At 57.4% G+C, this 11,803-nt stretch carries 11 protein-coding genes; all 11 read right to left on the bottom strand.

The window, feature by feature from the left end:
- Positions 1–21: 21 nt before the first annotated feature.
- Positions 22–198: a hypothetical protein gene (locus BCF11_RS27955; RefSeq protein ID WP_098494426.1), complete on the bottom strand. Its 177-nt coding sequence runs from the start codon at positions 196–198 to the stop codon at positions 22–24.
- Positions 195–620 (bottom strand): hypothetical protein, encoded by a 426-nt coding sequence (locus tag BCF11_RS08915; RefSeq protein WP_098494427.1) that lies wholly within the window; start codon positions 618–620, stop codon positions 195–197. The genes BCF11_RS27955 and BCF11_RS08915 overlap by 4 nt, the downstream gene beginning before the upstream one ends.
- Positions 621–726: 106 nt before the next feature.
- Positions 727–2,265: a SpoVR family protein gene (locus BCF11_RS08920; RefSeq protein WP_098494428.1), complete on the bottom strand. Its 1,539-nt coding sequence runs from the start codon at positions 2,263–2,265 to the stop codon at positions 727–729.
- A complete protein-coding gene (locus tag BCF11_RS08925) occupies positions 2,262–3,530 on the bottom strand; it encodes a YeaH/YhbH family protein (RefSeq protein WP_098494429.1) in 1,269 nt (422 codons plus the stop codon). The genes BCF11_RS08920 and BCF11_RS08925 overlap by 4 nt, the downstream gene beginning before the upstream one ends.
- 216 nt (positions 3,531–3,746) lie before the next feature.
- Entirely contained in the window at positions 3,747–5,669 is a 1,923-nt protein-coding gene (locus BCF11_RS08930; protein ID WP_098494430.1) for a PrkA family serine protein kinase, read from the bottom strand.
- A gap of 152 nt (positions 5,670–5,821) precedes the next feature.
- Entirely contained in the window at positions 5,822–7,093 is a 1,272-nt protein-coding gene (locus tag BCF11_RS08935) for an AmpG family muropeptide MFS transporter (RefSeq protein ID WP_098494431.1), read from the bottom strand.
- A 92-nt stretch (positions 7,094–7,185) separates the two neighbouring features.
- Positions 7,186–7,788 carry a methionine biosynthesis protein MetW gene (gene metW / locus BCF11_RS08940; RefSeq protein ID WP_098494432.1) on the bottom strand — a complete coding sequence of 201 codons (603 nt, stop codon included), beginning with the start codon at positions 7,786–7,788 and terminating at the stop codon, positions 7,186–7,188.
- Positions 7,778–8,962 carry a homoserine O-acetyltransferase gene (locus BCF11_RS08945; protein WP_098494433.1) on the bottom strand — a complete coding sequence of 395 codons (1,185 nt, stop codon included), beginning with the start codon at positions 8,960–8,962 and terminating at the stop codon, positions 7,778–7,780. Before BCF11_RS08945 ends, metW begins: the two co-directional genes overlap by 11 nt.
- Before the next feature lie 250 nt (positions 8,963–9,212).
- Positions 9,213–10,967 (bottom strand): phosphoenolpyruvate--protein phosphotransferase, encoded by a 1,755-nt coding sequence (ptsP, locus tag BCF11_RS08950; RefSeq protein ID WP_098494434.1) that lies wholly within the window; start codon positions 10,965–10,967, stop codon positions 9,213–9,215.
- A 65-nt stretch (positions 10,968–11,032) separates the two neighbouring features.
- Positions 11,033–11,302, bottom strand: a complete 270-nt coding sequence (locus tag BCF11_RS08955) for an HPr family phosphocarrier protein (RefSeq protein WP_061945059.1) — start codon at positions 11,300–11,302, stop codon at positions 11,033–11,035.
- A gap of 74 nt (positions 11,303–11,376) precedes the next feature.
- Positions 11,377–11,781, bottom strand: coding sequence for a PTS sugar transporter subunit IIA (locus tag BCF11_RS08960; protein WP_098494435.1), 405 nt, complete (start codon positions 11,779–11,781; stop codon positions 11,377–11,379).
- Positions 11,782–11,803: the final 22 nt, after the last annotated feature.

Genomic DNA, 11,803 nt, shown 5'->3' on the forward strand with positions numbered 1-11,803 from the left:
TACGGCTAGTAATTTGCGAATCTAGCGCCGTTGCTCCACTTTCAATTTATGACGCAGACGAATGTTGTCAGCAACGAGAAGGAGCAACGCCACCGCTGAAATTACGCCAACGCCGCCATTGCCGAGGAAATGCCAGAATATCCAGGCAATCATCGCGAAGGCAGCCGCAGCCGCGAGTAGTTGAATGCTGTCTTTCATATGTTGACCATCTGAAACCGATAGGTTTTTCTTACAGCCATACTAGCGTCACAAATACCTGGCCAGCGACGCAGGTCGTGAATCAGCCAAGGGCGCTTGAGTTTGTAACGATAAGCAGTATGAAGTATATCAGCCATCGATGTTCCTCCTGCCAACGATCTTCCCGTTGCGACGGCTATGCTCCCTATGACAGAACCGACATAGAACGAGGCCGAACACGCAGCAATTATCCCTAATCCTTCCAATCGCGTTCCCGCGCCAATCAATTCTCCGATCGTGACGGCCCGTCCAAATTTATCGATCTGACTGAGAATCACGCTGGCGTTGGCGACAGCCGCTTGCACTGAGCCGAACAAAGAGGCTGGGGCCGGAAGGCCAAGACCCTCCGTGTTTTCCTTGAAGTAATCGTAAAAATCAGACATTCGATCCCGCTCCTGAAATTGCGTTTATTGCAATATCAAGAGGCTATGCTCGAACAAAACCAATGTCTATTATTTAACTGCAAAAAAGATAAGGAAAGGATTAAAACTACGGCCGCAACACGTACTTGTTCTCGCTAACGCACTCATAGCGCTGCAACACATTGCCGCTGTCGTCCACGCTTTCGAGATACACATCGAACTGCCACAGCCGCGCCATATGGCGCAGCATTTCATCGGTGCCTTCGGCCAGCGGCCGGGCGTCGCTGCGGAAGTGGCGCAGGGTCAGACTGCGGTCGCCGCGGGTGTTGACTGACCAGACCTGGATGTTGGGTTCGCGGTGGTTGATATCGTACTGGCGCGACAGCGCTTGCCGCACGTACTGGTAGCCGGCATCGTTATGGATCGCCGAGACTTCCAGCTCGCTGCGGTTTTCATCGTCCAGCACCGCAAACAGGCGCATGTCGCGTATCAGCTTGGGCGACAAATACTGCGCGACGAAGCTTTCATCCTTGAAATTGCGCATCGCATAATGCAAGGTTTCCAGCCAGGGCGTACCGGCCAGTTCCGGAAACCAGCGGTAATCTTCTTCGGTCGGCTTTTCACAGATGCGGCGGATATCGCTCATCATGCCGAATCCCAGCGCATAGGGATTGATGCCGCTGTAATAGGACTTGGTCACCGGCGGCTGGTAGACGACGTTGCTGTGCGAATGCAGGAACTCCATCATGAAACCGTCGGTCAGCTTGCCTTCATCGTACAGCGTGTTGAGAATCGTGTAGTGCCAGAAAGTGGCCCAGCCTTCGTTCATGACCTGGGTTTGGCGCTGCGGATAGAAATACTGGGCGATCTTGCGCACGATGCGGATCACTTCGCGTTCCCATGACTCCAGCAGCGGCGAATTTTTCTCGGCAAAGTACAGCAGGTTTTCCTGCGTCTCCGGCGGAAAGCGTCCTTCGACGCGTTCGGCGGCTTCTTCCTTTTTTTCCGGCAGGGTGCGCCACAGTTCATTGACCTGCGACTGCATGTATTCGGCCCGTTCGCGCCGTTGCGCCTGCTCTTTTTCCAGCGACAGTTTCTGCGGCCGCTTGTAGCGGTCGACGCCGTAATGCATCAGTGCATGGCAGGAATCCAGCAGCTCCTCGACCTTGGAAAAGCCGTGGCGCTCTTCGCATTCGGCGATGTAAGCCTTGGCATAGACCAGATAATCGATGATGGCGTGGGCGTCCGTCCACAGCTGGAACAGGTAATTTCCCTTGAAAAAAGAATTATGTCCATACGCTGCATGCGCCACCACTAGCGCCTGCATCGTCATGGTGTTTTCTTCCATCAGGTAGGCGATGCAGGGATTCGAATTGATGACGATCTCGTAGGCCAGGCCCATCTGACCGCGCTTGTAGTCGCGCTCGGTCATCAGGAAGTGCTTGCCGAACGACCAGTGCCGGTAATTCACCGGCATACCGGCCGAGGCGTAAGCATCCATCATCTGCTCGGCAGTGATGATCTCCAGCTGGATCGGATAGATATCCAGCTTATAGCTGGCGGCGACGCGGGCGATTTCGTCGTTGTATAGTTCGATCAGGTCGAAGCTCCAATCGGACGGACAGGGCAGCACTTGATTGGCGCCCTTGGCTAGACGGTCGTTCATGAATGGGCCTGCTTTTCAAACAGTTCACGGAATACCGGATATATCTCGCTGGCGCTCTGCACCTTCTTCATCGCAAACTGCGGATTGACGGCCGCGATCTGCTGGTACTCGGTCCACAGATTCTGTTCTTCCACCGTCACCTGGATATAGGCGAAGTAGCGTGAACGCGGCAGGATTTCCAGTTCCAGCAGTTCGCGGCATTTGGGCGAATCGTCATTCCAGTTGTCGCCGTCGGAAGCCTGGGCGCCGTAGATGTTCCAGTCGCCCGGAGGATAGCGCTCGTCGATGATCTTCTTCATCAGTTCCAGGGCGCTGGACACCACCGTGCCGCCGCTTTCCTGTGAGTGAAAGAAGGTATCTTCATCCACCTCGTCGGCCCGCGTGTGATGGCGGATGAAGACGACTTCGATGTGTTCGTAATTGCGGGTCAGGAACAGGTACAGCAGGATGAAGAAACGCTTCGACAGATCCTTGCGCTGCTCATCCATCGAACCCGAGACGTCCATGACGCAGAACATGACGGCGCGGCTAGACGGCTGCGGCACCTTGACCCGGTTGACGTAGCGCAGGTCGAAGGGATCGATGAAGGGAATCCTCCAGATGCGGCCTTTCAGGTGATGGATATCCTCTTCCAGGCGGATGATTTCATCGCGCCGGTCGTTCGGATCGGCCTTCAGCGTTTCCATCAGCGCTTCCAGCTCACGCAGCTTGACCACCAGCGGGGAACCGAGCGCAATGCGGCGCCCGAGCGAGCTGCGCAGGGAGCGGACGATATCGATATTATTGGGACTGCCATCGGTGGAATAACCGGCGCGCATGTTTTTCCAGCTGGGCACCGCCAGCAGGTTAGTCTTGATCAGGCGCGGCAATTCCAGGTCTTCGAAGAAGTACTGCATGAATTCTTCGCGCGACAACTGGAATACGAATTCATCCTCGCCCTCGCCCGAATTGCTGGCGGAACTGCCGCCGCCACCGCCGGAACCGCCGTCCGGGCGGGCGATACGGTCGCCTTGCAGATAATCCTGGTTGCCGGGATGGACCATCTCGCGCTTGCCGCCGGGGCCGTGGCCGAACACCGGTTCGCTGATGCCCTTGCGCGGAATGCTGATGCTCTTGGCGTTTTCGATTTCCTTGATGCCGCGGTCGCGCACGGCCTCGGTCACCGAGCGATGGATGGCCGCCCGGAAGCGCCGTAGAAAGCGCTCCCGGTTGGCAATGCTTTTGTTCTTGCCAGACAGTCTACGGTCGATTATCTGATGCAACACGGTCGGCTCTCCTAGTCGGACGGCATCCGGTGAGTCGCTGCTACTATCGGTTCACCTTAGGCCCCGTTAGTAAATAACTTGAACATTTGTGCGGCCGTAGCTGGCGCGCTGCTGCGTTGCCCACCGCTTGCAGTGCTCGCACTGCGGCGCGTCGGGCGCCTTGCATCGCATCCAGCTACGGCCGCCCAAATGCCCAACTTATTCCCTAACGGGTCCTTACGAGGACTTGCGCACGCGCAGATACCATTCGCACAGCAAACGCACCTGCTTCGGCGTATAGCCCTTGCTGACCATGCGATTGACGAAATCCTCGTGCTTGCGCAATTCCTCGTTAGAACCTTTGGCGTTGAATGAGATGACCGGCAGCAGGTCCTCGGTATTCGAGAACATTTTCTTCTCGATCACCACCCGCAGTTTTTCATAACTGGTCCAGAGCGGATTCTTGCCGGCGTTGGAAACCCGCGCCCGCAACACGAAATTCACGATTTCGTTGCGGAAGTCCTTCGGATTGCTGATGCCAGCCGGTTTTTCAATCTTTTCCAGCTCGCCGTTCAGCGCCGCCCGGTCAAAGCTCTCGCCGGTGTCATGGTCGCGGAATTCCTGGTCCTGGATCCAGAAGTCGGCATAGGTTACGTAACGGTCGAAGACGTTCTGGCCGTATTCCGAATACGATTCCAGGTAGGCGGTCTGGATTTCCTTGCCGATAAACTCAGCATAGCGCGTCGCCAGCGTATCCTTGACGTAGGACAGGTACTTTTGCTCCAGCTCTTGCGGGAACTGCTCGCGTTCGATCTGCTGCTCCAGCACATACATCAGATGCACCGGGTTGGCCGCCACCTCAGTCGAATCGAAGTTGAATACGCGCGACAGTATCTTAAAGGCGAAGCGGGTCGAGACCCCGGTCATGCCCTCGTCGACGCCGGCGTAATCGCGGTATTCCTGGAACGACTTGGCCTTGGGGTCGCTGTCTTTCAGGTTGTCGCCGTCATAGACCTGCATTTTCGAGAAGATGCTGGAATTCTCCGGCTCGCCCAGACGCGTCAGTATCGAAAACTGCGCCATCATCTTTAGCGTACCCGGGGCGCAGACCGCCTTGCCCAAGGAAGAGGTGCGGATCAGCTTTTCGTAGATCTTGATTTCTTCCGACACCCGCAAGCAATAAGGCACTTTGACTATATAAATACGGTCCAGCAAAGCTTCATTGTTCTTATTGTTGCGGAAAGCCTTCCATTCCGACTCGTTGGAGTGGGCCAGGATGATGCCGTCGAACGGGATCGCGCCGAAGCCCTCGGTGCCTTTGAAATTGCCTTCCTGGGTCGCGGTCAGCAAAGGGTGCAGCACCTTGATCGGCGCCTTGAACATTTCGACGAATTCCAGCAAGCCCTGGTTCGACAGGCACAGCCCGCCGGAATAGCTGTAAGCGTCGGCATCGTCCTGCGAATATTGCTCCAGCTTGCGGATATCGACCTTGCCGACCAGGGTGGAAATGTCCTGGTTGTTTTCGTCGCCCGGCTCGGTCTTGGAGATCCCGATTTGCCGCAAGATCGAAGGATAGCGCTTAACTACGCGGAATTTCCGTATATCGCCGTTGAATTCGTGCAGCCGCTTGACCGCCCACGGGCTCAGGATGGATTTCAGGTAGCGGCGCGGAATGCCGTATTGCTCTTCCAGGATGGCGCCGTCTTCTTCGTAATCGAACAGACCCAGCGGCGACTCGTTGACCGGCGAGCCTTTGAGGGAATAGAAAGGAACATGTTCCATCAGCTGTTTGAGACGCTCGGCGATGGATGACTTGCCGCCGCCGACCGGACCCAGCAGATAGAGAATTTGCTTACGTTCTTCCAGGCCTTGCGCGGCGTGCCGGAAATAGGCGACCACTTGTTCGATCACCTCTTCCGCGCCGTAGAATTCCTTGAACGCGGGATAAACCTTGAGCACCTTGTTGGCAAAGATGCGCGACAAGGAAGGGTCGTGCCGTGTGTCGACCTGTTGCGGTTCGCCTATCGCCATCAGCATGCGTTCGCCGGCGGTTGCATAACCGCTGGGATCGGTCTTACAAAGCGCTAGATATTCTTCTAGGGAAAATTCTTCTTCTCTGGTTTTGTCGAACCGACTTGCAAAGCTGCTGTAGATATCCATATCACCCCCGCATCAACGATGTTGCGAAAACAAATTGAAGATTACACTATTGAAAGTTCGACCTCTTCGGATACTCGCAGTTCCTTGATCGGCTACTGTCCTTTTCAACCCAGCCCAGAAGAGGATTATTCGATTTGATTCTAATCCTTTTTCTAACTTACAACAGGATTTTCTCCGTTTGTCACATCCTGCTTCTGATTCCACGGTGCCACTTTGAACAAAATTAACATTCCCGGCAGCGCTAAGATGAAGCACAGAATAAAGAAATGGAACCAGCCGGTTTCCGCCACGATATAGCCGACCGAGGAATTGACGAAGGTACGCGGCACCGCAGCGAGGCTGGTGAACAAAGCGTATTGCGTAGCAGTGTAGCGGGGATCGGTGGCGCGCGCGATGAACGCCACGAAAGCGGCAGTGCCGACGCCGACGCCGAAAGCCTCGCCGCCGATCACGATAGCCAGCACCAGCGGATCGGGACCGACCTGGGCCAGCCAGGCAAATCCCAGGATGGTCGCCGCCTGCACCACGCCAAAAATCCATAATGCCCGATTTATTCCGATCTGCACCATCCAGATGCCGCCCACCAGGCCGCCGACCAGGCTGGCCCACAAGCTGGTGGTCTTGGAAATCAGGCCGATCTGAGTCAGGGAAAACCCCAGGTCGATATAAAATTTGGTGGCAAGCGCAGTTGCCATGCTGTCGCCGAGCTTATACAGGAAAATAAAGGCCAGTATCCACAATGCGCTGCGCCAGCCATCCCTGGTGATAAATTCCTGAAACGGCAATACGATGGCTTCCCGCAAATTCTTTGGCGGCGATCCGTATACCGTCGGCTCCTTGATCAGCAAGGTGCAGATCAGCCCCGGCAGCATGAAACCGGCAGTGACCCAGAACACCGCCTGCCAGCTCATGTGATCGGCCAGGAACAGCGACAAGGCGCCCGGCACCATGCCGGCGACCTTATAGGCATTGACGTTGATCGCGGCGCCCAGGCCCTGCTCGCTTTCGGGCAGGATTTCGCGCCGGTAGGCGTCGATCACGATATCCTGGCTGGCCGACAGGAAAGCCACCAGCGCCGCCATGAAGGCGATGGCCGTCACCTGCGAGTGCGGATCGAGCATGCCCATGGCGCCGATGGCGACGAACAGGGTCGCCTGGGTCAGCAGCATCCAGCTGCGCCTGCGGCCGAGTTTGCCGAAGTGGAAGCGATCCATCAGCGGCGACCAGACGAACTTCCAGGTGTAGGGAAACATCACCAGCGCAAACAAACCCAGCGACTTTACATTCAGGCCGGATTTACTCAGCCAGGCTTGCAGCAAACTGAGCAGGATGAACAGCGGCAGGCCCGAACTGAAGCCGAGGAAGGCGCAGATCAGCATGCGCCGGTTGAGATAGTGATGCCAGGGATTTGAAGCTGAAGTCATAGATGCGCCCGCGGCGGCGGGAGTTGTGGACAATCGTGCCGCCCCTGATTTAAGCCATGGGCGGCAGGAATACCCCTTTATTTTTTACGGGTTTATTTCTTGCGAAAGCGGAATACCGCAAGACTACCACGCCAATTGGGCAGCACCGAGATCGGCTGGCCATCGTGGAGCGCTACGCATTCGAGCACTTCCAGGCCGACTTGGTTCGCCAGTTCTTCAAAATCCTTGATGGTGGCGCAGCGCAGGTTGGGAGTGTCATACCATTCATACGGCAGCGACTTCGATACCGGCATGCGGCCGCGCAGCAGCGCCACCCGGTGCGGCCAGTAGGCGAAATTGGGAAAAGAGACGATCGCTTCGCGGCCGACGCGGGCGATATCGCGCAATACGCCCTCCACATTTTTCATCATTTGCAGGGCCGACAGGCAGAGCACCGTGTCGAAGGCATTGTCGGCAAACAGGTTGAGCCCGGCTTCCATGTCTTGCTGGATCACCGAGACGCCGCGCGCCACGCAAGCCGGGATCTTGGCGTCGTCGATTTCGACGCCGTAGCCGGCGCACTGCTTGTCTGACTGCAGATAATCGAGCATGACGCCGTCGCCGCAACCGAGGTCGAGCACCTGCGAATCGCCGCGCACCCAGTGGGCAATAAACGCCAGGTCGGGGCGCAAGCTGCTTAATTGATCAAAGTTCATGTACGGCTCCTACGGCTTCTGTTGCTGCTGTCGATGCGCTTGCCGGCAGCTGGCCCAGCTCTTGCCAGATGCGGTTGTAATATTCGCCCACCACGCTCATGTAGCGCGGATCGTCCAGCAAAAAGGCATCGTGGCCGTGCGGCGCGTCGATCTCGGCGTAGCTGACGCGGCGTTTGTTGTTGACCAGCGCCTGGACGATTTCGCGGCTGCGTTCCGGCGAAAAACGCCAGTCGGTCATGAACGACACCAGCAGGAACTGCGCCTGGGTGCGGCTCAGCGCCTGCGTCAGGTCGCCGCCGAATTCCTTGGCCGGGTCGAAATAGTCGAGCGCCTTGGTGATCAGCAGATAGGTGTTGGCGTCAAAATATTCAGAGAATTTGTCGCCCTGGTAGCGCAGGTAGGATTCGATTTCAAAATCGATGCCGAAGCCGAACTGGTAGGCGCCGGAACGCAGGTCGCGGCCGAACTTCTCGGCCATGTCGTCGTCCGACAGATAGGTGATGTGGCCGACCATGCGCGCCACCCGCAAGCCGTTCTTGGGCACCACGCCGTGCGCGTAATAATCGCCGCCGTGGAAGCCAGGATCGGTCAGGATCGCCTGCCGCGCCACATCGTTGAAGGCGATGTTTTGCGCCGACAGCTTCGGCGTCGAGGCGATCACCACGCAATGGCGCAGACGGGCCGGGTACAGCAGGCTCCAGGCCAGCGCCTGCATGCCGCCCAGCGAACCGCCCATCACCGCGGCGAACTGCACGATCCCGAGCACATCCGCCAGGCGTGCCTGGGCTTGTACCCAGTCTTCCACCGTGACGACGGGGAAGCCGGCGCCGTAAGGCTTGCCGGTAGCGGCGTTGATGTGCATCGGACCGGTAGAGCCGAAGCAGGAACCGAGGTTGTTGACGCCGATGACGAAGAATTTATTGGTATCCAGCGCCTTGCCGGGTCCAACCATGTTGTCCCACCAGCCGACGTTCTTTTCGTCGTCCTGATACACGCCGGCGACGTGGTGCGAGGCGTTCAGCGCATGGCAGACCAGCACGGCATTCGATTTGTCGGCATTCAGGGCGCCATAGGTTTCGTATACCAGCGTGTAATCCGCTAGCAGCGCGCCGCTTTGCAATTGCAGCGGCGTGGCGAAATGCATGGACTGCGGAGCAACTATTCCTTGGGACATGGTCAATTTGCTTGTGTTGTGTAGAAATAAAAAAAGCCCGAGAGCTTTCGCTAATCGGGCTAAATTCTGGGCTTGTACTTCAAGCTCGCTTTAGCCGTATTTATTTGGCATCTACCGGTCCGGAAACCAGGTGATGCCGCGCGCCCGCAAGCTGAGGTGGTGAAACCATTCAAATCGGCGCGATGGGACAAGAATAACCAAGTCGGGGCTTGGCGTCAAACTATGATGGTTTTGTCATTCCATCACAGCATCAGGCCAGCATGCGCATCTGGCTGACTGCGGTGGCAATCGCGCTGGGTTCGGTGTTACGCAGGATTTTCTTGGTTTGCAGCGTCAGGCCGTCGAGGTCGCTGTTCAGCACTTCCTGCTTCACCGCCAGCAATTGCGCCGGATGCATGGAAAATTCAAGCAAACCCATGCCCAGCAGCAAACGCGTGAATTTGACGTCGCCCGCCATTTCGCCGCATACCGAGACTGGAATCCCGGCCTTGCGACCGAGCGCGATCACGGTCGACAACAGGAACAGGACGGCTGGATGCAAGGGGTTGTACAGGTGCGCGACCTCATGGTCGACGCGATCGATGGCCAAGGTGTACTGGATCAGGTCATTGGTCCCGATTGACAAAAAATCCATACGCTTGATGAACATCGGCAAGGCTAGCGCCGCCGCCGGGATCTCGATCATGGCGCCGATCTTGATGGCTTCGTCAAACTTGACGCAGTCATCGCGCAGCTGCTGCTTGGCCTGCTCGATCATGGCCAGGGTCTGGTCGATTTCAAACGCGTGCGCCAGCATCGGGATCAGCAGCTTGACCTGGCCGAAGGCGGAAGCGCGCAAGATCGCCCGCAGTTGCGTCAGGAACAATTGCGGCTCAGCCAGGCAATAGCGGATGGCGCGCAAGCCCAGCGCCGGGTTGAGCGCGGTCTGCTCATCGTTGTTGAGCGGCTTGTCGGCGCCGACGTCGAGCGTGCGGATGGTCACCGGCCGGCCTTTCATCGCCACCACCGCCTGCCGGTAGGATTCGAACTGCTCGTCCTCGGTCGGCAAGGCGTGCTGGGTGCCGATGCGGCCCATGAACAGGAATTCCGAGCGGAACAGGCCGACGCCGTTGGCGCCGGATTCCATCGCCGCCGCGCAGTCGCTCGGCAGTTCGATATTCGCCAGCAAGGTGATTTCGGTGCCGTCCAGCGTTACCGCTCGGGTTTTCTTGATCTTGCCGAGCTTTCTGCGCGAACGCAGCAGATGTACCTGGCGCTCGCGGTATTGCTTGAGTATCACGGTGGCCGGATCGACGATCACCACGCCGGCGTCGCCGTCGATGATGATCCAGTCGTCCTGCTTGATCAGGCGCGAGGCATTGTTCATGCCGACCGCGGCCGGGATATCCAGGCTGCGGGCGACGATCGCGGTATGCGAATTCTGGCCGCCGAGATCGGTCACGAAGCCGGCGAAAGCGCGGTCGCGGAACTGCAGCATGTCGGCCGGGGAGATATCGTAAGCCACCACAACGATGTTGGCGAACGAAGCGCCGTCGCTGTCGACTTCGGGCAAGCGGGTGGAGGTGCCGGTCAAGACTTTCAGCAAGCGCTCGCCGACCTGCAGCACATCCATCTTGCGTTCACGCAGGTAAGGGTCTTCGATTTCATCGAACTGGTTCGACAACTCGTCGATCTGGGTCACCAGCGCCCACTCGGCGTTGTACTGGCGGTTGCGGACAATATCGAGCGACATCTCGGCCAGCATCGGATCGGAAAGGATCAGCAGGTGGACGTCGACAAACGCGCCCAGCTCGGGCGGCGACTCTTTCGGCAGATCATTGCGGATGGTTTGCAGTTCGGTACGCACGGCGGCGACCGCGTCCTGCAGCCGCTGGACTTCGGCTTCGACCTCGGTTTCGCCAATCAGGTAGTGCTTGACGTCCATCGCAGCCGGCGCCAACAGGTGTGCGCGGCCGATCGCGATGCCGCGTGAAACCGGAATGCCGTGTAAGGTAAAGGATGCCATCTGGTCACCGCTGTATAAAGATAGATAGAGATAAATGCGGAACCGGGTTAGCTGACAGACGGGCGTTACTCGCCTTCGCCAAACTTATCCTGAATTAACTGGTTTAAGGCATCAAAACAGGCTTTTTCATCCTCACCGTCGGCTTCCAGCAAGATCGTGCTGCCCTTGCCGGCCGCCAGCATCATCACGCCCATGATGGATTTGGCGTTGACGCGGCGTTTGTTGCGGGTCATCCAGACTTCACATTTGAACTTGCTGGCCAGTTGGGTAAATTTGGCTGAGGCACGTGCATGCAAGCCAAGCTTGTTGATAATTTCGATTTCTTGTTGAATCATTTTGTCTTTTAATAATGTTAACTATCTTAACTATCAGCTCTAGGCGCGCGTAAATCCGTTCCTGCCATCTGTTATCAATGTGATACACGAACCCGGTTATCCACCCTTACCGCACCGCCCTGGCCGCCGGCCAGCGCCATTTCGGTCACCACGTCGAGCGTATCGTTACGGTAAGTCAAGGCGCGCAGCAGCATCGGCAAGCTGATGCCGGCAATCACCTGGGTCTGGTTGCCGCTGCAAAACGGCAACGTACAATTGGAAGGCGTGCCACCCATGACGTCGGTAATCACCAGTACGCCGGAGCCGTCGTCCAGGCGGGCCGCGGCCTGCTTGGCGAGTTTTTGCACTTCCATCGGATTCTGGTCGGCGATAACGTCGATCGCTTCCAGCCGTTCGGGTGTATGACGAAACACGTGAGAGGCAGCTGCGATGAATGCCTGGCCCAGCGGAGCGTGGGTTAAAAGAAGAATGCCAATCATAGTTTCACTCGAATCCGCAGCG

Origin of the sequence: Collimonas sp. PA-H2 (assembly GCF_002564105.1) — a bacterium.
GTDB lineage: Bacteria > Pseudomonadota > Gammaproteobacteria > Burkholderiales > Burkholderiaceae_D > Collimonas.

Coding starts and splice junctions, on each gene's coding strand:
- BCF11_RS08955 (WP_061945059.1), bottom strand. CDS start 11,302: ATGATTCAACAAGAAATCGAAATTATCAACAAGCTTGGCTTGCATGCA.
- BCF11_RS27955 (WP_098494426.1), bottom strand. CDS start 198: ATGAAAGACAGCATTCAACTACTCGCGGCTGCGGCTGCCTTCGCGATG.
- ptsP (WP_098494434.1), bottom strand. CDS start 10,967: ATGGCATCCTTTACCTTACACGGCATTCCGGTTTCACGCGGCATCGCG.
- metW (WP_098494432.1), bottom strand. CDS start 7,788: ATGAACTTTGATCAATTAAGCAGCTTGCGCCCCGACCTGGCGTTTATT.
- BCF11_RS08945 (WP_098494433.1), bottom strand. CDS start 8,962: ATGTCCCAAGGAATAGTTGCTCCGCAGTCCATGCATTTCGCCACGCCG.
- BCF11_RS08935 (WP_098494431.1), bottom strand. CDS start 7,093: ATGACTTCAGCTTCAAATCCCTGGCATCACTATCTCAACCGGCGCATG.
- BCF11_RS08920 (WP_098494428.1), bottom strand. CDS start 2,265: ATGAACGACCGTCTAGCCAAGGGCGCCAATCAAGTGCTGCCCTGTCCG.
- BCF11_RS08915 (WP_098494427.1), bottom strand. CDS start 620: ATGTCTGATTTTTACGATTACTTCAAGGAAAACACGGAGGGTCTTGGC.
- BCF11_RS08930 (WP_098494430.1), bottom strand. CDS start 5,669: ATGGATATCTACAGCAGCTTTGCAAGTCGGTTCGACAAAACCAGAGAA.
- BCF11_RS08960 (WP_098494435.1), bottom strand. CDS start 11,781: ATGATTGGCATTCTTCTTTTAACCCACGCTCCGCTGGGCCAGGCATTC.